Annotated in this window: 22 protein-coding genes; 13 read left to right on the top strand and 9 right to left on the bottom strand. The window is 41.3% G+C overall.

What is annotated here, in order from left to right:
- The 5 genes from J8M01_RS20370 to J8M01_RS20390 form a co-directional block, all read right to left on the bottom strand.
- Positions 1–597: a hypothetical protein gene (locus tag J8M01_RS20370; RefSeq protein ID WP_211059143.1), complete on the bottom strand. Its 597-nt coding sequence runs from the start codon at positions 595–597 to the stop codon at positions 1–3.
- A 470-nt stretch (positions 598–1,067) separates the two neighbouring features.
- Positions 1,068–1,856 carry a LytTR family DNA-binding domain-containing protein gene (locus J8M01_RS20375; RefSeq protein WP_211059144.1) on the bottom strand — a complete coding sequence of 263 codons (789 nt, stop codon included), beginning with the start codon at positions 1,854–1,856 and terminating at the stop codon, positions 1,068–1,070.
- Entirely contained in the window at positions 1,840–2,892 is a 1,053-nt protein-coding gene (locus tag J8M01_RS20380; RefSeq protein WP_211059145.1) for a histidine kinase, read from the bottom strand. The genes J8M01_RS20375 and J8M01_RS20380 overlap by 17 nt, the downstream gene beginning before the upstream one ends.
- Before the next feature lies 1 nt (position 2,893).
- Positions 2,894–4,081 carry a hypothetical protein gene (locus J8M01_RS20385; protein ID WP_211059146.1) on the bottom strand — a complete coding sequence of 396 codons (1,188 nt, stop codon included), beginning with the start codon at positions 4,079–4,081 and terminating at the stop codon, positions 2,894–2,896.
- Positions 4,082–4,129: 48 nt separating this feature from the next.
- Complete coding sequence (locus tag J8M01_RS20390) at positions 4,130–4,357, bottom strand: hypothetical protein (protein WP_211059147.1); 228 nt, start codon at positions 4,355–4,357, stop codon at positions 4,130–4,132.
- Positions 4,358–4,394: 37 nt separating this feature from the next.
- Between J8M01_RS20390 and J8M01_RS20395 the strand changes: the two genes are divergently transcribed.
- The 3 genes from J8M01_RS20395 to J8M01_RS20405 all read left to right on the top strand — a co-directional run bounded on the left by J8M01_RS20395 (position 4,395) and on the right by J8M01_RS20405 (position 6,748).
- Complete coding sequence (locus J8M01_RS20395; protein WP_211059148.1) at positions 4,395–5,093, top strand: pseudouridine synthase; 699 nt, start codon at positions 4,395–4,397, stop codon at positions 5,091–5,093.
- A gap of 61 nt (positions 5,094–5,154) precedes the next feature.
- Positions 5,155–5,538, top strand: a complete 384-nt coding sequence (locus J8M01_RS20400) for a BlaI/MecI/CopY family transcriptional regulator (RefSeq protein WP_211059149.1) — start codon at positions 5,155–5,157, stop codon at positions 5,536–5,538.
- Position 5,539: 1 nt separating this feature from the next.
- Positions 5,540–6,748 (top strand): M56 family metallopeptidase, encoded by a 1,209-nt coding sequence (locus tag J8M01_RS20405; RefSeq protein ID WP_211059150.1) that lies wholly within the window; start codon positions 5,540–5,542, stop codon positions 6,746–6,748.
- Between the two features lie 39 nt (positions 6,749–6,787).
- On the opposite strand, the gene J8M01_RS20410 is transcribed toward J8M01_RS20405, so the two are convergent.
- Positions 6,788–7,171: an MAPEG family protein gene (locus tag J8M01_RS20410; protein WP_192506183.1), complete on the bottom strand. Its 384-nt coding sequence runs from the start codon at positions 7,169–7,171 to the stop codon at positions 6,788–6,790.
- Positions 7,172–7,424: 253 nt separating this feature from the next.
- Here J8M01_RS20410 and J8M01_RS20415 point away from each other — a divergent pair, with 253 nt between their 5' ends.
- Entirely contained in the window at positions 7,425–8,297 is an 873-nt protein-coding gene (locus J8M01_RS20415; RefSeq protein ID WP_211059151.1) for a DMT family transporter, read from the top strand.
- A gap of 9 nt (positions 8,298–8,306) precedes the next feature.
- On the opposite strand, the gene J8M01_RS20420 is transcribed toward J8M01_RS20415, so the two are convergent.
- A complete protein-coding gene (locus J8M01_RS20420; RefSeq protein ID WP_348772769.1) occupies positions 8,307–9,122 on the bottom strand; it encodes an MBL fold metallo-hydrolase in 816 nt (271 codons plus the stop codon).
- Positions 9,123–9,282: 160 nt separating this feature from the next.
- On the opposite strand from J8M01_RS20420, the gene J8M01_RS20425 reads away from it, so the two are divergent.
- A complete protein-coding gene (locus J8M01_RS20425) occupies positions 9,283–10,347 on the top strand; it encodes a GGDEF domain-containing protein (RefSeq protein ID WP_211059153.1) in 1,065 nt (354 codons plus the stop codon).
- Here the strand turns inward: J8M01_RS20425 and J8M01_RS20430 are convergent.
- A complete protein-coding gene (locus J8M01_RS20430) occupies positions 10,344–12,638 on the bottom strand; it encodes a penicillin acylase family protein (RefSeq protein ID WP_211059154.1) in 2,295 nt (764 codons plus the stop codon). The two genes, J8M01_RS20425 and J8M01_RS20430, sit on opposite strands and share 4 nt — an antisense overlap.
- 234 nt (positions 12,639–12,872) lie before the next feature.
- Here J8M01_RS20430 and J8M01_RS20435 point away from each other — a divergent pair, with 234 nt between their 5' ends.
- From J8M01_RS20435 to folX, 7 genes are all read left to right on the top strand, one after another.
- Positions 12,873–16,205 (top strand): ATP-binding protein, encoded by a 3,333-nt coding sequence (locus J8M01_RS20435; protein WP_211059155.1) that lies wholly within the window; start codon positions 12,873–12,875, stop codon positions 16,203–16,205.
- 26 nt (positions 16,206–16,231) lie between these two features.
- Positions 16,232–16,852 (top strand): YceH family protein, encoded by a 621-nt coding sequence (locus J8M01_RS20440; RefSeq protein ID WP_211059156.1) that lies wholly within the window; start codon positions 16,232–16,234, stop codon positions 16,850–16,852.
- Between the two features lie 60 nt (positions 16,853–16,912).
- Complete coding sequence (gene nadE, locus J8M01_RS20445; protein ID WP_211059157.1) at positions 16,913–17,743, top strand: ammonia-dependent NAD(+) synthetase; 831 nt, start codon at positions 16,913–16,915, stop codon at positions 17,741–17,743.
- 78 nt (positions 17,744–17,821) lie between these two features.
- Entirely contained in the window at positions 17,822–19,771 is a 1,950-nt protein-coding gene (locus tag J8M01_RS20450) for a prolyl oligopeptidase family serine peptidase (protein WP_211059158.1), read from the top strand.
- 194 nt (positions 19,772–19,965) lie between these two features.
- Positions 19,966–20,673 carry a dihydromonapterin reductase gene (gene folM, locus J8M01_RS20455; RefSeq protein ID WP_210997390.1) on the top strand — a complete coding sequence of 236 codons (708 nt, stop codon included), beginning with the start codon at positions 19,966–19,968 and terminating at the stop codon, positions 20,671–20,673.
- A gap of 14 nt (positions 20,674–20,687) precedes the next feature.
- On the top strand, positions 20,688–21,242 hold the full coding sequence (gene folE / locus J8M01_RS20460) for a GTP cyclohydrolase I FolE (protein ID WP_192506193.1): 555 nt from the start codon (positions 20,688–20,690) through the stop codon (positions 21,240–21,242).
- Between the two features lie 9 nt (positions 21,243–21,251).
- Positions 21,252–21,611 carry a dihydroneopterin triphosphate 2'-epimerase gene (gene folX / locus J8M01_RS20465; RefSeq protein WP_192506194.1) on the top strand — a complete coding sequence of 120 codons (360 nt, stop codon included), beginning with the start codon at positions 21,252–21,254 and terminating at the stop codon, positions 21,609–21,611.
- A 13-nt stretch (positions 21,612–21,624) separates the two neighbouring features.
- Here the strand turns inward: folX and J8M01_RS20470 are convergent, their stop codons facing one another.
- On the bottom strand, positions 21,625–22,059 hold the full coding sequence (locus tag J8M01_RS20470) for a YqaA family protein (RefSeq protein ID WP_211059159.1): 435 nt from the start codon (positions 22,057–22,059) through the stop codon (positions 21,625–21,627).
- Positions 22,060–22,205: 146 nt separating this feature from the next.
- Between J8M01_RS20470 and J8M01_RS20475 the strand changes: the two genes are divergently transcribed.
- On the top strand, positions 22,206–22,712 hold the full coding sequence (locus tag J8M01_RS20475; protein ID WP_192506196.1) for a TlpA disulfide reductase family protein: 507 nt from the start codon (positions 22,206–22,208) through the stop codon (positions 22,710–22,712).
- Positions 22,713–22,715 lie beyond the last annotated feature (3 nt).

Genomic DNA, 22,715 nt, shown 5'->3' on the forward strand with positions numbered 1-22,715 from the left:
TTAATCCTTTATACCTGCTGTTGATTGACCTGCGACACTTTGAGCCAATGCCATAAATTGTTCAGCCCCTTTTGCATCGTCCAACTTTTTAGCCGCAATCGAAGCACAGCGGTAGGCTGACGCTTGTAAAGTGGACTCTAAGCTGCCAAATTGCGATTTTTGCTCCATGACTTGGTTGAGCAGGTAACGTCCATGTTCAGCCCGATTCATCATTTTTGGTAACTGAGAAAAAGTACAACCGGCCGTTACATTCACTCTTGCTTGCTGAAGGTACGGTAAATCTTTTGCTTGCTTAATCGCTTTACTCAACTTAGCAATGCCTTTTTCTGCAAATTTCATTTTTTGCCAAGGCTTATTGGTATATCTCGCTTGCGTTGTTTCAGAACTGCCTAATAAGGCCAATACCACAGGGTTAGGTGACGTTTCATTAATCTTTGACAGGGCATTGAATGCTGCCTGGTTCTTCTCTTGGTCTCCTGACAGCCCTTGCTGATATGCGCTCAATACCTCCGTAGGTATTGATGACGCAAAAGTAGACGCTGAGCCTATCAGTGAAAGTCCCGAAAAAAGTAATGTGATTATTGATTGCTTAGTCATATGAGTCATCCGTTGTTATAATATTGATGTATACATATTAAGGCGTGAAACAACACTGTGGGTAAGGAGGTGACAGTCGGTAGTTTATGAGTGATAAATGGTAAATATCGAGGATAAAGTGTAAGAACAATAACACCATAGTTATGACAAGATAGATATTAGAAGAGGAAGTTAAGCTAAGATACTGGGTTGATTAACGCACTCAATGTTCAACGCCCCCTTTTTCCATACATGATTTATGTGCGATTATCCGACATACAACACAAACCAGAGGCAGTAAAAAAACACCGGCTGGCATATCATCGGTCATCACATTGTCAGACTTTAAGCTATTGATATTGGGAGGCCTGGGAGATCCCCTAAATACGTACAATACAATCCCATATAATTAGAGAATAAATCTGGTATTTAGACTGCGCTAACTGACTACCTGTTGTGTTTAGGTAGCCAAAGGAAAAACCCATTTTCAATTACATTTGCTTGAACAAGCTTTGATATTTTCTACTTACTAACAGCTGTTCAGCAGTATTTTTAAGGTCGATATAAACATGGCCCAATTCATCCTTAACAACGCGCTGAATTCTATCTACTTTAACAATACAGTTGCGATGGATTCGCCAAAAAACATCAGGGTTGAGCTCATTCTCTAATGCTAAAATAGAGGTTTTTATCAAAAACTTTTCCTCCTCTACACTGACTTCCGTGTATTTATTATCCGCGATGAAATAATCAACGTCACTTACGTCAATAAGGTGCAGTTCATTGTTTTTACTTGCTTTAATCCATTTTAAATGTTCATTCTTTGGCGCTGGCTTAGTCGCTTCTACCAATTCTTCGAATAGTTCACTCAATTGCAATTTTTGACTCGGTGACGAAGATTGACTGCTAAGCATCTTCTGCACTCTAGCAACCGTTTTTTCTAACCGCTCTTCTTCTATCGGTTTAAGTAAATAATCTATTGCCTGATTCTCAAAAGCATCTACGGCATATTCATCGTACGCTGTCACGAATACCACATAGGGCGGATCATCGTATTCACACAATGCCTTAGAAACCTCCAGCCCATTGATAGTTGGCATATTAATATCTAAAAACACCACATCAGGTGAAAACTCATCGATAAGAGCGAGCGCTTCTTCCCCATCCGAAGCTTGCCCGACAATATCAACATCTGGCCACACAGTTTCCAGCATCAACTTTAAATGTGCTTTTAGTAAAGGTTCATCATCTGCGATAACAACTTTAGTGTGTTGAGACATCAATCGGGACCTCTAAAGTAACTGTTACAAAGCCAGCTTGACTCGCATCATAGTTAAGCTGAGCTTTATCTCCATATAATTGTTCAAGTCGGTCTCGTACATTTGTCAATCCAACTTGAGTGCCTGTGCGCTTGCTGCCAACCTCATTACAATGGTTACTCAAAGTAACAATCATCATATGTTGATCTCGTGTCACCGAGAGCTTTAGCGTGCCCCCTGTTTTTATTTGCTCAATCCCATGTATTACCGCATTTTCGATAAGTGGTTGCAGTAACATAGGTGGAAAAAGAATATTGTCGGTAATTTTATCGGTGACATCATATTCAACGTTGAGACGGTCACCGAGTCTTATTTTTTGTATTGCTAAATAAGCTTTGTTAAATCGAAGTTCGTGACCGATCGTTAACCACTCTGTTCTTGTTCTATCTAAACTTTGTCTTAACAATGCAGTTAAAGCCAGCAACATTTTGCTTGCTTGCTTAGCATCAACTGCAATTAATGCCTGAATATTCGCCAGGGTATTAAATAAAAAGTGCGGCTCAATCTGGGACTGTAAAAGCCGTAACTGAGTTTCTAATAGCAGCTTATCTTTTTGGGCTTGCTCTAATTCAATTCGATATAAAGAACGTTTTAACAATAAGGTTTGTTCGCTGCGATAGTAAATAAAACTTACCACCACCATGATAAATCCACCAACTAAAAAAATACCTAAATACTGTTGTAAGTCATCAACATAACCTCCTGAGCTTTTTACAACTTTAAGAAGTAGCGGTGTCAGACCCCACACCAGAAATGACAATATCACAGCAAAGAAATACTGTAAGGCTAACCCCATATTTGGATAATGCGTACCGAGCCAATAACGCGAAAAGCGAATAGTAAATCCGACTCCTAGTGATATTAAAACAGATATAATTGCATACTTGGCCCAGCCAATTGCATAAATTGACAGCCCAAGTACCACACAAATTATGGCTAACTTTAGATTCTTGAATCCATTTTTTTCAAAGTCAGTTTGCGGTGTTGCTGATTGCATTTTATAAATTGATTTCCATCGTAAAATACCACGTTCGCTCATAGCTCAATTGTTCATAAATTGTTTCGGCACCGCCAGTATACTGCCTTATTCCCATACACAATTGGTTAGCAGTCACACCACCATAACATAACCCACCAGCAATTAACACACTGTTATCATTAGGGTTTGTGAGTAATGTAAGTGAGGATGACCACTGAGTACTGGAGGTCCGTATATGCACCATTGCATTATCTTGAAATAAACTCTGAGTCGCAAAATGAGAGCGCAACATCTGCAACTGATGTTGATCTGATGTTGACTGTGATAGGTTTATTACATCACGCCACTGCCTATCACTGGGTGCTCGTCCATCATGCCAGTATTCCGCAATCACGGTAATACCCGATTGAAAACTATAATTCACGCCAAGCAATGCTTGAATACTATTATTTTTCCATTGAGTATTAACGCCTGAAATCCGATCATTCTGACCAATATGGATATCGTACAAAGCGGGCGTTCTATAATTTTCTTGCCACAACAATGAACCATGCAACTCAAGGTTTTCCCCAATGACCGTAAGTGCACTGCCACCAACTCGCATACCTAAGTCTTCATCATAATGTCCTAAAACTTGTGCTTCGAAGCCCTCAAAATAACCATAATACCGGCCCCCACACCCGGTACTTTTGTTCACTTTTACGCCGCGTTCTAGATAATCAGGACTACTCTCATTACAGATAAGTGTGACATTTCCAGAATCTAAAAAGTAATCCCCTGTAACCATAATCGCCCCAGGTGGTATTGCTGTATAAATGGCCAAGGAATCAGTCGGTGAAAACATATCTAGCGGTCGAAATCCGTATCCAACATCCCAGTCTACTTTTTTCTTACCCGCAGACATGAACCAATTCCCAATAGTAAAGTCGTAAAAAGCTTCTGATACTTGCACATCGGTGTCGCTTTGCCCCCCAACTTTAAGCCAACTTGCCGTTGCTGCGACACGTAGTCCTTCATATTCGGTGCTTATATCAAGCGCTGAGAATAATGACGTTGTATTACTTGCCACAAAAATATCCTGATCCGTTGCAGTCAGGTCCTGAATGTTCATTCGATATTTTATATCGGTTGTTGAAGCTGCATTTGCTTGTAAACAAAGACAACATAACAAGCACACCACCACTTTAGTATTAAATAATTTTTGCATTACAATCCTCCATCTCATTTCAGTCTATCGAACTCATCTTGGTTGATGTTAAGAAGGTGATAAACGGAGAGTGGAGCAGATAAATGGTACTTGAGGCTGATGAAATGCTGAGTTAATAAATTGATTCTCACCACATGCCGAGTTAATAGCAATACGATTGGTGACAATGACAGAGTCGACAAACCAGTAAGTTATCGCAATACCCATCATGCCAACTAACCTGATACAATACCTAGCGTCGCCAATTGTCGTGATAGTTTCATAACGATATATCACTCACCACCATGAAAACACCATAGTACAAAGGGAATACATGAATCAGCCTATACGCCTTGCTAAATTTTTAGGCCATGCAGGTGTTTGCTCTCGCCGACAAGCCTCTCGTTTAATTGATGCAGGAGAGGTTCGTGTCAATGGAAGGTGTGCCAATCACATTGATCATGTCACGGAAAAAGATATTGTTATTGTGCACGGCAAGCAAATCAAGACCCTACCTGACAAAGTACTTTACGCTTACCATAAACCTGTCGGTATAGATTGCAAGCTCAACGAAAGTGACCCAGCAAGCCTTATTCACTACTTACCAAAATCTCAACGGGTGTACCCAATAGGCCGTTTAGATAAAGACTCTAGAGGTTTGCTATTACTCACCAATAATGGCGAATTGTGTAATCAGATGCTCCACCCTGAACACCACGAAAAAAAAGTCTACTTAGTCAAAGTCGACCGTCCTCTGGACCCGTTATTTTGTGAAAGAATGGCCAATGGTATCCCAATTGATAACAAAGTCACGCTGCCATGTGACGTAAAATTAATCAGCACTGACCGCTTTATGATCACTTTGCAGCAAGGCCTCAACCGTCAAATACGTAAAATGAGTCAACATTGTGGTTATCAGGTGATTGATTTATTTAGAGTTAAAATCGCAAACTATACATTAGATCCTGACACCCTCACTGAAGGCACACACCAACTCATTTCTATCAATGACTTAAAAATCGAACAAAAATAAACTTGCCTTTTATGATTACAGGTGTAATCTAACCTTATAGATTACATTTGTAAGCCATCATATGATTGAATTATCAAAAGCAGAATTTGCGGTCATGGAAGCACTTTGGGCAGGTTACCCTGCCAAAGCCAGTGACATTATTAAACGTTTGAGTGACGACACTCAATGGCATGAAAAAACCATCAAAACACTTGTTGGCCGGCTGGTTAAAAAAAATGCCATAACATTTGAAAAACAAGGTCGGGAATATATTTACACCCCGACTATCGAACGAGATGAATACACCCACAAGGAAAGTAGCAGCTTTATTCAACGGTTATTTCAAGGTCGTATTGCCCCCTTAGTAAGCGGCTTTGCTAAAACACAACAATTGTCACAGCGTGACATTGATGAATTAAAGCAAGTAATTGACAAGTGGGAGCAAGAACAAGGGAAAGGAAAGTAACATGTTCGACATACTGATAAATTGGGTATTCGAAGTTCAATTATTGCTGAGTCTTATCGTGTTAGGGCTTATCTTTTGCGAACGCATATCATTACATAAGCTGGGAGCGCGGTTTATTTACCAACAGTGGTGGATTCTACCCTGTGCATTGATATTGATCAGTATACCCAATGAGCTTAAGCCCCTGACATACGGCCCGATGCAATATATCAGCGTGTCAAACCCGCTACCACACGTTGAAACATGGGTGTTTAGTTGGTCGCTCGTCTATTTGCTCGGTTTTACCTTATTCATTTTCACTATGCTGTGGCAACATTTACGCTTTCATCAACAATTAGCTTTACAGCCATGTAATTTAAATCATCGTGATAGCATCACGTATACCAGCGCTCAAATAGCCAGTCCTATGGCCATTGGATTAATACACCCCAAAATCGTACTTCCTCGCGACTATGAACAACAATTCGATGAAACGGCTTTATCATTAATGCTTGAACATGAGCATACGCACATAACGCGCCATGACAACATATGGAACCTCTGCTTTTATTCGTTCTGCGCATTAAACTGGTTTAACCCGCTCATTTGGTGTGGTTATCACAGCTTCCGTCGTATTCAAGAACTCGCCTGCGACGAAAAAGTCCTAAAAAACAAGTCCCATCATCAACAAGTACACTATGCCAAAGCACTGATAAGTTGTATTGAAAGTGATAAAAAACAACACTTTGCTTATGCCCATTACGGAGATAAAAACACCATGTTACAAAGACTCAACTACCTTAAAAATACCTCAGGCTCATCACGCACCGCCAAATTACTATTGCTGACCTGTGCTTTTACATCAATCGGTGCCGTCGCACTTAACAGCACCACGAAGACGGAAAACGCAACATCCAAACTCATAGTCAAACCCATTATGCGTGTTGAACCTAAATATCCGGCCGAAGCGGCTAATGATGGTATTTCAGGGTATGTGCAATTGGCCTATACAGTTGACGAACGTGGCCATACAAATAATATAAAAGTCATTGCTGCACAGCCGGAGAATACATTTGAAAATAATGCTATTTTGGCCTTGCGCCAATGGCAATATACGTCGTCAAACACCCCTTCTCAGGTTTATCGAGTGCAGCTCGATTTTAAACTCGATAACCTCGCGGTTAATGCTCCAAAACAAACCCAATTTGAACGCATTGATGTGACGAATTAGCCAAAGAAAAGAGCAACAACGATGTTGCTCTTTGTACAACTACATACTGACACCTATCATTGCAACAGCAGAACCTAACCCAACCAACCACACCAACGAACGTAACTTATCTACGTTGGTATAATAAAAAGCACAATATAAAACTCTCGCGACAACATGGGTGATAGCCAAAGACTCAGTCACTGCATTAACACTATTGGTGCCAAGCACTACAGCCAAAGCAACCGAAAACACAATGAGTGACTCAAAGCTATTTTGATGTGCAGCCAAAGCTCTCGCACCGAACCCGTCTAATTTTGATTGTTGAGCCCGAGGATGCCGATTGTCATATCCCCCTAGTTTATTCATTTCAATTGCGACCGGTAGTTTTGCAATATAGGGCAACAAAACAGCTATCAACGCACACGTTAATAGGGTTGTCATAGTAACTCCTTTAATTATTCATAAACTGATAAATAAATAAGTTAACATAACGGTATGGTAATAAAAAAGTCGCCCTGTGGATTCTGTTGGAAAAATAATAAGTCGCATCGCTGCACAGTATAATTAAAGAACGCTAAAAGGCTCTGCAAGAGTGTCCTCATATCTATTCATAGAAAAAGGTGTGATTAACCAGTAGCCAATTAATCTCAATATTGTTAGGTTAACCTCCCCCTCTCATAATTAGAATAAAAATATGGAATGGATCGCTTTTTCTGTTTTAGCAGCCTTCTCACAAGCTTGGCGTAATGCATTACAAAGTAAACTGAGCCAACATGCATCTGTTGCCGCCGTTACCCTCTCTCGCTTTCTCTTAGCCAGCCCAATTGCTGGTATCTATCTACTGGGTTTATATTACTGGCAACCGGCTCCTAGCTTATCCCTAAGTGCACCTTTTTTAAGCTATATTGTGGCTGCAAGTGTAATACAGATTATCGCTACTGGCTTGATGGTCTTGCTATTTAAACAAAGTAACTATGCCATCGGCGCGGGCCTTGCTAAAAGTGAAGCTTTGGTAGCCGCTATTTTAGGCATGTTGTTTTTCGGCTCTACACTGTCCTATTTGGGTTGGTTTGGGGTTGCATTAGGCAGTATTGCAGTGCTGCTCCTGAGCGGTTTTAGCCTTAAAAACTTTAACCTTACAACCGCTCTTTTAGGGTTATGTTGCGGAACGGCCTTCGCCCTAACCTCTTTATGGGTTCGTGAAGCAAGTTTAATCAGCGGATTACCCTTTCCACACAGTGCAGGGTGGGTGCTTTTGTTAGTGATCAGTATACAAACCCTGATATTAGGGGCTTATTTACGCTGCAAAGAGCCACACAGCATAACAACTCTATGGCAACACCGCACCCAAGTGAGTTGGATCAGCTTAACTAGCTGTATTGGTTCCATCGGCTGGTTTAGCGCTATGAGTTTACAACATGTGGCCTATGTAAAAACCCTAGGTCAAATTGAAGTCTTTTTTACGATGGCCATTTCAGTATGGTGGCTAAAACAGCCACTTAAAACGCGCGATAGTCTAGGCCTTATTCTCATTGCGCTTGCAGCCTGCTTAGTCATGCTCACCTAGAAAAGGCCTTCACTGCGCTAAAGAGCGATAAAACAACCGTGTTACTCGCTCTTTAGGTAACCAGTTAGCATGCGTTATCGCTAACGTTGAGAGGGGATCCAATTGTACCATTTGCTCTTCGGTTTTAGCGCTCTTCATTGCCTGTAATATTAAAAAACGGGCTTTTTCTATTAATGCAATATACTGTAGCAGCTGATTTTTGTTGGAAATTTGACCATGCCCTGGTATCACAACCGTTTCATCATCAATACTCAAAGATATTGCCCGCAATGCTTTGAGTAGTCCATTCACCGAACCACCATGATCAACATCTATAAATGGCAACCCCCCTAAATTAAAATATAAATCCCCCATGTGCACCACGTTAGCCCGTGTAAAAGTGACGACGGCATCTCCATCGGTATGCGCATGTGAAAAGTGCTTAACTTGCGCCTGCTCATTATTAAAGTGTAAAGCCAAGTCATGGCTAAAGCTTATTTTTGGTAAATAATGTAACTCACTGCCATGTTTTGCCAATAACCTTTTATGCACATTATCATGTGCAATAACATGACTACCTGAACGCGCAAATGCTTCATTACCGCCGGTATGGTCACCATGAAAATGCGTATTTATTACAAATTCAGGAAAGCCCGGTTTTAACGCACTGATCTGCTTTTTTATTTGTTTTGAGAGTTTTGCAAATTGGTCATCAACAATGTAAATACCATCTTCACCGAGATGGATTGCAATATTGCCACCTTGCCCAAATAAGACATAGATATTTTCGGTAACTTTGTGCGTTTTAAAATTCACTGCCATAGCATTTGTACAAAGACACGTCATAAGCAATGTCACTATTTTTATTCTGATATGGAACGTCATAGCACCCTCTATTATGTCGATTTCATCAAGTAAGATAAAGTCAGCTCTTATTAAAATAGAATAAAAAGCAAACAATATCATCTATACTTTTATCGGTTACCTTGATAAGGGCTCACTCGCTTTGCAACATCCACACAGCCAACCAGATCAGGTCGAACAAGTTAAGCTCACATTACTTAAGCGCGTTGCTTGGTATTGCTTAGGTTTACATGCCCTTTTAGTTATACTGTTTTTTGCACTGAGCATCCCAATATTAGGACTATTAAATATCTTGAGTGTATTAACATGGGCTCTGGGAATTTACTTGCTCAATATCCAGCACCGCTCATTAGCATTGCGTTTATTTAGCGCTGAAGTGGCCATTCACGCTATCATCGTATGCGCAATACTGGGTATGCAGCTCGGTTTCCAATATTACTTATGGACTGTATCTTGCCTACTGTTACTCGACAATAATTTGAAACTAAAACCTGCGGTTGGGGTATCGGTTATTATGATCACACTCTTTGCAGCTATGCATATATGGTTTGCTGATGTCACTTATAAATATGCGTACCGTGATTGGTTGCAATACGTTCACTTTGCCAATGTCTTAATATGCGGTATCCCAATGATTTTCACCATTGCATTAATTCGTGATGTCACCATGGCGCAACGGCAAACATTAACTAAACTCGCCGCTCGTGACCCACTCACACAAATGTACAATCGACGATATGCGCAAGAACTTATCACACATGCAAAGTATCACTGCGACGAAAATCATGAAGAATTATGTATTATCATGGCTGATATTGACCATTTTAAACAAATAAATGATGATTACGGTCATGCTCAAGGGGATGAAATATTAAAGAGAGTGGCTTTGGTTATTGCCAATCATACTCGGCCGGTCGATATCTGTGCTCGCTGGGGCGGCGAAGAATTCCTGATTGTCATGCCCAACACTGTGCAAGTAGACGCCCTCGTCCGAGTTGACAAGTTACGCTATGCCATTACACATGAGATCTTTGAACATTTTGATAGTACCATCACAATGAGTTTTGGTTTAACCATGTGGCCCACGAAAATCAGCTTTTACGAAGCGTTTCAACAAGCTGACAATGCGCTTTATACCAGTAAAGAGAACGGTCGAAATCAAGTCACGACCGCTTCTACTTTGTATGCAGTACCAAATATACGTTAATTCATAGGCTTTATTGTCAATGAGTGTGTCAACATACTTGGTAATAATGCCGTTGCTTTGCCTTGCGCATAATCATCAAAACCCGCTCGGTAAAAAGGTGATAATGGGTGTCCACTTTGCCCACCAGCCATGGTCATAATTGCATTACCAAGCATGCCCGGTTGTGCGATAAACCGCTGTGACGCGCCAAAGCTTGGACCTTGAACTGCAGGCATAAATGTGTCTCCAAATGCTGGCTGTATTGGCATATCTAAAAAGCGACTTAAAATAGGTAATTGCTTACTAAACGGGTGCTTAATCTGTAATGCATTAACAGTGCCCCACTGCCAATTTTCTAGGTCTGGACCGAATTCATCACTGAGTTTTTGTTTGGCGTTCTCGTAAGCTTGGCGCTGTAATACTGACCAGTTATCATGATGATTCAACCAGCTATCTGGTTTTTTTTCAATAAGTTGCCAAATCGCTGGCTCAAGATAACGTTTAATGTAACGTAAACTTCCTCCCGACATCTTCATTTTCGCTTCAACTGGCGCAAACGCACTATCTATAACACTTTCTCTAAAACGTTTTACCAAAGTATAGCCAACCGACGTTTCACATGCACAAGCTTGCCACTGAGCAAGGTGCTGTAAATCACGTGCATAACGCGTTTTCATTGTTTCATCTTCACTGAGTAAATCAACCAAGTGCTGATGCCAGCGCGTGAGAAATAATGCTTTGTTATCTTGCTGAAGCTGATTGAAATCGGTTTCATTAAACTGCGATTGCGCGAGTAGTCTATCCCTTATTTGCACGGCTCTTGCCCCTAATGCATACCCGCCGTCACCGTAACGTTTGTGCTGTTGTACTGACACCACCCGAGAATTCGCAGTCCATAACTTGCCATCTTCGGGATTGAAAATTGCGGGACGAGTCTCCTCATTATATTGCCATTGCAACGAGTAATTTTGCGCTTCCTCTGCTGTATCCACTGGATTCGTTCTTGCTGGGATGGCCCCTGCTGGACGCCACCCCGCATTGCCTAAACTATCAACCACCAGCATATTTTGTACAGGTATGCCAACTTCAGGCGCCAATGCCAAAGCTGCTTGTACTGTTTCTAGTGATTCCATTTCGAGCAATTTTAAGTTAACAGCATATGGCTGATGAGCGACCCAACTTAACGCATACTTTTTACCATTAAACGTTTTTACTGGGCCATACTCACTCATTAATAGTGAATAACGATGGGACTGCTGATTGGGTAATTGAATAGGTTCCTCTTCTTGCCACGTTTTATCCTGTTCCGACAGCGCAATCCAGTCTGCGGTATCTAAATACCCATTGGTAAACCCCCACGCAATGTTATCATTGGTGCCCACCACGATGGCCGGTGCACCCGGTAATGAGACCCCCGTTACTTGCACTGTTTTACCTTGCATCATGTAGTTTAATTGTGAGCGATACCAAATCGATGGAACGGCCAAACCTAAATGCATATCATCTGACAGCATGGCCTTTCCGGTGCCTGTCAATGTGCCTGTTACGGCCCAATTGTTACTGCCATACAAATCAGTAGTACCAATTTCACCAATCAAAGCCTGAATGCCTGTACGCTCTAAAGTGGGTATCGGCTTTTCTACTTTGGCTATCATTGAGCCATCTAACGCCGCTTGGTAATGACTAGGCTGTAGTATAAATGTTCGCATTTCTTCACCGAAAATATGGTCGACATAAAGCAATGCTTTGTCTCGCTCAAAGTTGGCTGATTGCAGATCCAAATACATACTAAATATAGCAAGTATACTGTCTTCACTTTTCCAAGGTCGTGCACTTGCTCCTGTTAGCAGATACTCAAAACTGTCAAAGCCAACTTGTGCCTTACCTTCATTCACCCCCTGGGCGTAAGCACGTAATATACTTCTTTGGCCTGGTGGTAACTGGGTCACAATTTTTTCACTGCGTTTTCGCAATTGATGAAAACGCATTTTTTCATCTAAATTGATTGCGGCTTTACCAAACAGCTCACTCAGCTCCCCAGCCGCATTTCTGCGCAGTAAGTCCATTTGAAAAAACCGGTCTTGACCATGTGCAAAGCCTAATCCATAGGCGGCGTCATCTCGTGAATTTGCGGTGATCACTGCTTGACCTAAACTATCCCGTTCAATTTGAACTGGCGCTATTACAGCGCTGCTCGTTCCTGTCCCGTCGAGGGCAGGTAAACTCAAAGACAGTAGACCATATAAACTTGCTGTTGCGGCCAGTGCCAATAAAACCAAGCCAGCCGTTATTCGCTTCAACCAAGGTAGCATTGTTTAATCCTTCCCTATTAAAAATTATTTTTATCATAACCACATCTATATGAAAGTGATATGTCTACGCTATCGCAAATCATACTCGCCAATGTGATTAACGACGTAAGAACTGTACAAAGTCCATTCTGTCATCGGTTTCAAGTACCATTATGACTTTTATGATAATACTCACTTTTGCTCATCGATTGGCTAGACTATAGTTAAAGGATGCTCAGCAGAATAAGTTAGGTAATGCTCAATACCCAATTACATGCGCCAAGGAAAGCTCGCTCTTTAAAGCTAGGCTATTGGTTTATTTTATGTACTGTACTGTGCTTTGGTTGGTACGTAGACACAGTTAATTACAACCGATTGATTGAAGTTGAGCGCAGCCGTGCCTATGAAGAAGTGAATGTTTATCGCACCCAAATTGAAGGCGTACTAGCCGCCAATATACAACTGGTGCGGGGCTTAGCCATCGCCTTAACCAACGAAGCACAGTTAGATCAAAAACGGTTTGAATATATCGCACAACCTCTATTTCGCTCAAGCAATGTATTACGAAACCTCGGTGCGGCACCTGATATGATCCTCTCAATGACCTACCCACTAAAAGGAAACGAAAAGGCACTTGGGCTAAATTACTTAACACACCCCACTCAAAGTAAAGATGCCATCAGGGCAAGAGATAGCAAGAAAATCGTTCTTGCTGGCCCATTGACCCTTATTCAAGGGGGGGAAGCACTCATTGCTAGAGTACCCGTCTACAACCCGGATGATACTTTTTGGGGATTACTGTCAATCGTCATTGATATGAAGAAGCTTTTTAAAGCGGTTAATTTAGATATGCTAGATGCGAACTACCGCATTGCTATTCGAGGGAAAAACGGGTTAGGTGAACAAGGCGCTTTTTTCCATGGCAATGAAGACATACTCCACTTACAGCCTTTGACATTTAACATCGCCATTGCTTCTGGAAAATGGCAACTATATGCAGTACCTCGATTTGGCTGGGAGCCTGAAGTTTCAGCCATTTGGCCTTTTCGTCTCGCACTATTAACCATTATACTTTTGTTTATATCAGCCTTTATTTTCTTTAATAAACTCATCAAGCAGCTCCATGATAATGCCCAAACGTTAACGTCTATGGGCAACCTTGCCGAGGTCGGAGCTTGGTCCGTTGATTTAAAAACCCGCAATATTATTTGGTCTGAAGTAACGAAACGCATATTCGAAGTACCCGATCATTATCAAGCAACTTGGATGAGCTCTACTGAGTTTTTTAAAGAAGGACTACATCGACGTAACTTCCAGCGAGCCATTGAACAAACCATCAAACATGGGACCAGCTTCGAGGAAGAGTTAATTATTGTAACCGCACAAGGACATGAGCGCTGGATATTAATGAAAGGCAAAGCAAACCAAAATAATCAGTGGACGGTAGAGATATTCGGCTCAGTACAAAATATTCAAACCCGTAAAAATATGGAAATAGAACATGATAAAATTGCCCGTAATAACGAGTTACTCGCTCAACTGAGTAGTCACGATGCCGTACTCAATAACCACGTCGACAATGCACAAAGTCTTGCTGTGGATGCCATTTGCCAAGGTTTGAATGCCTCCCGGGCAAGTATCTGGGTCTTTAATGAAGAAAAAACCTTACTCATACCAAGCTGCTTTAGCAATACTCGACAAGATAGCTTGCAACACTTCCCCCCTTGGCGTAAAAATCATTTACCTGAACTATTTCACAATGTACAAAAAAATCAACTTATTAGAGCTAACTTTGCCCATAGCCATGAGTGTACACTTGGGTTAAGTGAGCATTATTTAGGACCCTTTGAAGTCAATGCCTTATTTGGGTGCACCATCACATATAAAGATAACGTGATTGGTTTATTGTGCGCCGAGTATACCTTGCCAAACCCCGACTGGGGGCACAGTGATGAGCGTTTTATTCGGGCTATATCAGCAATGCTTGGCAGCTTATTTGCGAGTCAAGAGCAGCAAAAAGCCAAACAACAAGCACTCATGGCAAAGGAAATCGCCGAACAATCTGCAAAAATAAAAGCCGATTTTTTGGCGAGCATGAGTCATGAAATTCGTACTCCCATGAATGGTATTTTAGGTATGCTCGACATTGTTCTTAATTCGAACATTGATCAATCTCAACGCCATCACCTAAATTTAGCCCAAAATTCAGCGGGGTCATTACTCACCATCATTAACGATATTCTTGATTTTTCAAAAATCGAAGCTGGCAAACTCGATATTGAAGTGATTGAATGTGATTTAATCCAAATCCTCAGTGACAGTATCAGCAACTTTGCCCCCAAAGCGATTGAGCAACATACAGAGCTATTTATCGATAGCCGTAATATGCAAGTTCAGCATGCCAAAACAGACCCTCATCGACTCAAACAGGTATTAAATAACCTACTGAGCAATGCGATTAAGTTTACAGAACATGGTAAAGTCACCTTAACCTGCTACACCGAGCAACAACCCGCTTCAATGCGCTTATGGTGCAGCATTGAAGACTCTGGTGTGGGTATAAGTAAAACACAATTAGATAAAATCTTTGATTCGTTCACTCAAGCCGATCCTTCAACAACTCGCCGCTTTGGTGGTACTGGCCTAGGGCTAACAATTGCTAGGCAGCTGTGTCAATTATTGGGTGGCGCACTCAATGCCTATAGTAAATTAGGAGTCGGTAGCACGTTTACCTTTTACATCGATTTACATGAAGCGAAAGAAATTGCACCGCTCAATACGCCATGTGATGGACTCTGTATTATCGACCCACATCAACAACACGAATTGGCTGCTCATCATTTATTAGATGCATGGCGGATCCCCAGTGAACACTTTGAAAGTTTGCCTGCGGCGATGGCTTTACTCCAAGAAAAACGCCTCACCTCGCCTGCAATCATTATTGCCGAGTCTATTGTTAATGACGCCTCTGATTATCAACTCTCCCTGTTAAAAAAAATCACACAACAGCCTGACTGTTGTTTTGCAGTGATCAGTAATAAGCTCAGTAGCAATGAGCGATTTAGTCATTTAGACCCTGACTTGGTCTTTCTACAACCGCTCACACCAGCCAATGCACTTAAATTATGTACACTAAGCACGACGAAAGAAGCGATACCTCCAGCTAAGTTAGGTGCTATCGATGCACGTATTCTGTTAGTAGAAGACAATAAAGTGAACCAAGTTGTCGCGCTCGCTTTACTAAAGCGACTCAATGCCAAAATTACGTGTGTTGATAATGGTCGCTTGGCAATTGAACACCTAAAACATGCCAGTCGATATGATGTCATTCTCATGGATTGCCAAATGCCTGAATTGGATGGATACCAGACAACCGGTCAAATACGCCAAGCTGTCGCTGGCCAAAGTCATCAATCGACTCCTATCATTGCTTTAACTGCCAATGCGATGCAAGGCGATAAAGAGAAGTGCCTCGCAGCTGGTATGGACGATTACCTAAGTAAACCTATTGAATTTACGGATTTAGAAAAAGCATTACGAAAATGGACGCAAGAGGTTAGTCAAACTACTGCTGATAGCGTAAAGTAAATAAAAAACAATATAGGAACAGTGGTATGAAACTCACACCAAATGAGCAAAGGATCATCGGTTGCTTACTTGAAAAGCAAACGACAACGCCCGAACACTACCCACTATCATTAAATGCGCTAACCAATGCATGTAATCAAAAATCAAATAGAGAGCCAGTGTTATCTTTAACTGAATCGGAAGTGCTTGATACCCTTACACAATTAGAAAACCAACGGGTCGTGCTTTTAGATGAAGGCCTTTCTGGTCGCGTAAACAAATACAGTCATCGCTTTTGCAATACTGAATTTAGTGATTTGCAACTCTCTGACAAACAGCGCGCTATACTATGCATCATGCTCCTTAGAGGCCCGCAAACACCCGGAGAGTTACGGACTCGCTCGGCGCGTCTAGCTGAATTCAATAACGTAAGCGACGTTGAAAACACATTAGAGGAAATGCAAAGCCAAAAGCTCATTTGTAAACTAGAGCGGGAACCTGGCAAACGTGAAAGTCGTTATCAACATTTACTCGGTGACCACAAACCAACGGTCCATGAACCACATGTGAGTAAACAGCTATCTCATTCTGAATTAGAGTCATTAGTTGACGAAATATCTCAGCTACGAACCGAGCTTGCGGCAATCAAACAACATTTAGGCCTTTAATTTTAGCTCAGATAAAAACATAATAGCAGTTTGCAATAATTGTTCATTGAGGAACCCCATATGCGCCAAGATATTTTGGCTGAAATGAAAGTTCAACCTACTATAGATGCTGCTTGTGAAGTATCCCGTCGAGTGAACTTTATTAAACAACGTTTAGTTGACGCGCATTGTGTCACATTAGTTTTAGGTATTAGTGGCGGAGTGGACTCATCAACATGTGGGCGTCTTTGCCAACTTGCTGTTGACGAGCTTAATCGACAACAGAGTGAAGTTTGTTATCAATTTATCGCTATGCGCTTGCCATATGGCGTGCAAGCCGATGAAGATGAAGCACAACTTGCACTCTCATTTATTCAACCGAGTAAACGTATCACTGTCAATATCAAACCCGCCGCTGATGCTATGCATGAGCAAGCATTATGCGCCATGAATGATGCCAATATTCCTTTACCTACCGAGTCATCAGTCGATTTTGTCAAAGGCAATGTAAAGGCACGCCAACGAATGGTCGCACAATATGAAATAGCAGGGTTAACCCAAGGGCTAGTCGTAGGGACTGATCACAGTGCCGAAAACCTCACTGGTTTTTATACTAAGTTTGGTGATGGTGCATGCGATTTGGCCCCTCTATTTGGTTTATCAAAACGCCAAGTAAGAGCACTGGCAGCACAGTTAAATGCACCAGAAATGTTAGTCAATAAAGCACCCACGGCAGATCTTGAATGTGATCGCCCAGGATTAACAGATGAAGAAGCGTTAGGACTCAGCTATGATCAAATAGATGACTTCTTAGAAGGCAAAGATGTCTCAGATCACGTCAGTAATAAACTCATCAGTATTTATGTTCGCACTCAGCACAAACGCCAGCCAATCCCCACAGTTTATGATTAACGTAAAATAGCACTTGTGATGTTCCTATAATCATGCAAGCATCCCTCTTTTTCTACTTAAGCTAACAAAAGAGGGAACATGTTACGCTTTATATTCGCACTCCTTTTTGTGTCTTCAACACCACTCATGCAGGCCTCAGCACAACCAAAAAAGCCCGACCAACTAAAATTACCGATAGAAGCTTACACAAGCTTACCATTGGTTAGTCAGGTAAATTTATCTCCCAGCGGTAAGCACTTAGCCTTTGTACAAAATTATCAAGGTACCTTGATGCTGAATATAACCGACTTAAAAACCCAAGAAGTTACTCCTGTCTTAAGGTCAGACAATAAAGAAGTGACCTTGAATTGGTACGACTGGGCCAACGACAATACGTTAATTGTTGCCGCAGGTTACACACAAAGGCAACGCCTGGTGAAATATCATTCAACGCAATTATTTAAATTTGATATTAAAGGAACCAAAAAACTAGAAAATTTATTGCCTATCCGCAATCGCAATGTGAACAATTCCGCGCAATTTCAAGATAATGTAATTAGTATGCTGCCAGATGATCCTAAGCATATTCTTGTCGCAGTTGATTTTGACACTGCTAACAGACCGACTGTTTTCAAAGTAAATGTAGATACCAAACGCAGAAAACGGATATTACGACCAAGACGCAATATCTCAGATTGGATAGCTGACGAACAAGGTCGTGTACGTATTGGTTACAAATTAATAGACACCACCATCTCATATGTCATTTATGACCATGATAAAAACAAGTTGTATGAAAAGCCACTTTATCAATTTGATGCTTTCTCAGCAGAACGTGTAACGATATTGGGCTTTGGTAAGGATGGTGACACGTTATATATAAAAGCTAACCATGAAGGCAAAAGTGCTCTATTCAAAACTAAAATAAGTCAGCCCCAAAGCCGTGAGCTTATTTTTTCCGATCCTGATTATGATGTCGATGGCACCATTTTATACTCTCAAATAACTGGGAAAGTAAATGGTTTTTCACACTCAAATACCGATGGGAGCCGCATATATTGGGATAAAGAATATAAAAACTTACAAACCGCTTTATCTACCGCACTGCCAAATGCACATAATGTGATCATAGATAAAAGCCAAGATGGCGATACGTATGTTTTATATTCTAGTTCAGATGCCGATCCTGGTACTTATTATCTAGGGCACCGTAAAGCACAGTCGTTATATTTATTTGCCCCTCAATATCCTGAGATACAAGGCACAACATATTTAGGCAAACAACGCCACAGTTATAAAGCCCGTGATGGGTTAACCATCGAAGGTTATCTAACATTGCCGCCAGATGCTGCCCCTCATACAGTGACATATCCAACCATTATTCTCCCTCACGGTGGGCCGATGGCGAGGGATTATGCTGATTTTGACTATTGGTCAGAGCTTTTTGCCAGCCGTGGATATGCTGTATTTCAACCTAATTTTAGAGGGTCATATGGCTATGGCTATGAGTTTGCGCAAGCTGCACTGGGAGCATGGGGAGATGCGATGCAAAATGACTTACAAGACGCAGCTCACTTCCTTATCGAACAGAAAATTGCGAATAAAGAGCAAATCTGTGTCGGTGGGGGAAATTATGGCGGTTATGCTGCCGTGATGGCGGTGGTAAAGCACCCTGAAACCTTTAAGTGTGCAGCCAGCTTTGCAGGGGTTATGGATTTAGAATTCATTGTGTCTCGTGCTCGACACTATACCAACAGAGAGGTTGTAGAAAAGCAATTTGGTAACGATGATGACAAATTAGAAAGCAATTCGCCCATCAACAATGTCGCTTCAATCAAGCGCCCTATATTATTAATTCATGGGGAAGATGATAAAGTAGTCCCCGTCGCACATAGTCGCCGTATGTACGATAAATTACTCGACGAAAACAAAGCCGTTCAATACATTGAACTTGAGTCCGGCAACCACGATCTCAGTTTTCAAGCACATCGCCATACCACCTTGAGCGCTTTTTTAGCGTTTTTCGATACTCACTTGAAAACCCAATAGTGTAAGGTGCAAAGCACTCTAAGTTGAGTGCTTTGCTTAAATGACCACACAACTGCCCAACATAAAAAATTCATGTAGCTCTTTAAATATTTTAATATGAGCTAACAAGCTACTGATCAACAAAGTAAAACAACACGCAAAAATTAAGTTATAGTTATATTATTCCTACTTTTATACGAAGGTTTTTAGCTTTAATGACTGCTCCAATATTAATTACAGGCGCCGCGCAACGCATTGGCTTAGCTCTGGTACAACATTTTATTACGACTAATCAACCTGTAATAATGACGTACCGTACACGACATAACGTCATACATGAGCTTGAGCAGCAAGGGGTTACATGCATTCAATGTGACTTTAGCGAAACAAATGCGATCGACCAGCTGGTTTCTGAAATTCGCATGCGGCACTCTAGCTTGAAAGCGGTGATACATAATGCATCTAGTTGGGATTGTGAGGAAAAGAATCACAATTTTAATGACTTATTTGATAGCATGATGCGAATTCATACCAAAGTCCCTTATTTGCTCAACCTTGCATTGAGTGACTTACTACTTGCCCATAGTAGCGTCAGTGACATTATTCATTTAACCGATTACGTTGCAGAAACCGGTAGCGCCAAACATATCGCATACGCGGCCAGTAAAGCAGCATTAGATAATTTGAGCAAATCATTCGCAGCGAAGTTTGCTCCAAATATCAAAGTAAACTCGATAGCACCCAGTCTTATTATTTTCAATGAACATGATTCGTCTGAATACCGAGAAAAAACCCTTAAAAAATCACTAATGGCTATTGAGCCTGGTTGTCGAGAAATCGTCAATAGCGTCGAGCTACTGCTCAATAGTAACTACATTACAGGACGTACCCTGCCAGTTGACGGCGGACGCCACCTAAAATAGATAGAGAACTTGTTATGCACGAAGAATTAAAAAACAGCTATCACCAAATCATTGAAGCCGTTGGCGAAGATAGCAATAGAGAAGGCCTATTGGACACGCCAAAACGGGCTGCCAAAGCCATGGAATATCTAACAAAAGGCTACCGAGAGACGCTCGATGACATCACAAATAACGCCGTATTCACCTCTGATGCGGACGATATGGTATTGATTCAAGATATTGAGCTTTATTCTATGTGCGAACATCATCTGTTACCTTTTGTGGGCCGTTGCCATATCGCATATATCCCCAATGGGAAAGTGTTGGGTTTATCTAAATTTGCCCGTATTGTTGACATGTATGCGCGGCGCTTTCAAATTCAGGAACAACTCACCCACCAAATAGCAAAAGCTGTTGAAGAAGTGACGGGTGCAAAAGGAGTTGGCGTGATTGTAGAGGCAAAGCACATGTGTATGATGATGCGAGGTGTCGAAAAACAAAACTCTAAAATGCGGACTTCCGTTATGCTAGGTAACTTTCGTGAAGATCCAAAAACACGTAATGAGTTTTTACAGTTGGTCAAAAACTAAGGATTTTTTATGCAAAATGCGATCATCAATATCACCAACTTAAGATTGCGTACTTTTATTGGATTCAATCCTGAAGAACGAGAAAAAAAGCAGGATGTCGTACTCAATTTAGAGATCCACTACCCTGCGGATATCGCCTGTGTTAGTGGTGATGAAGTCGAACATGCCCTCAATTATAAAACCGTCACGAAAGCGGTCATTAATCTTGTCGAAAGTGGGCACTTTCTGCTTTTAGAAAAATTAGTGGCTGATATTCTAAGTGAATGCCATCGCCACCCAAGTGTCACTTATGCAAAAGTTCGAGTCGACAAGCCACATGCTCTGCGCTTTGCAGATTCAGTTTCTCTGACGCTAGCTTGGTCTAAATAATGCTTTTGAGCGGCTAAATCAGTCGCTCAATATTTACCACCCCCAGTAACACAAAGCCGTACCGGGCACCTTTACTTAACCCAACAATAATAACAAATACCCAGAACCGTAATTTACATAACCCGGCAATTAAAGTGAGAGGATCTCCTATAATAGGCACCCATGCCAAACATAAGCTCCACACTCCATAGCGGTTGAATAGCTGTTCAGCACGCTTTGTTTGTTCTTCAGACACAGGGAACCACGCTTTGTCTCGATAGTGCGTGATATTTTTCCCTAACCAGTAATTAATACAACTGCCAAGCACGTTACCAAATGTTGCAACGCACCAAAGTAACCAGATGGTACTGCTACCAATCGCCATTGAAGACAACACCACTTCTGATGTTCCCGGCAATAAAGTAGCTGAGCTCAATGCCGAGAAGAACAATCCAAAAAACTCTAGCACACGCACTCCTAATGTATTGTTTACGCTGCACCTATATCGAGAAAATAATACTTATAACTCAATGAAATGTAAGGTAGGGTGAGTAATGTGCGGCTGAAAAATATATCAAATACCGTACTCTTAATAAGTCACAATGGAGAATAATAATGATAAACAAGCTAAGTGCAACACTCATTAGCACTCTTTTATGCGCCAATTTATCCGGATGTAATACCGTTACGGAGCCGGTCAATGTTGATAGTAGATATGAGACATACATTCAAGTAGGGCAAGCATTTAAACATACACACTTCAATAATATTCAAGGGACGCCCATAACACTCAATCCAAACAAAAATAAGTTGGTTATTCTCTTTGCTACCTGGTGCTCTGACTCTCAAAGAACGTTAAAGGAACTTCAAGCATCTCCTTTGCTTCATGACTCATCAGTACAAATTATCGCCATTGGCCGTGAAGAAAATAGCACAACGCTGAGTAAATTTAATATCGACTATCAATTGCCTTTTGACTTAGTTGCAGATCCAGATAGAGCTATTTATAAGCAATATGCCAACAAAGGAGTCCCACGCCTAATTCTACTAGATAAACACAATAACGTCGTAAAAACCCTCATTGGTGAGCAAGCTAACATACTAGATCAAGTCATTTGGTAGTTG

It is taken from the genome of Pseudoalteromonas sp. MMG005 (genome assembly GCF_018101015.1).
In the GTDB taxonomy this organism is placed as follows: Bacteria; Pseudomonadota; Gammaproteobacteria; order Enterobacterales; family Alteromonadaceae; genus Pseudoalteromonas; species Pseudoalteromonas aurantia.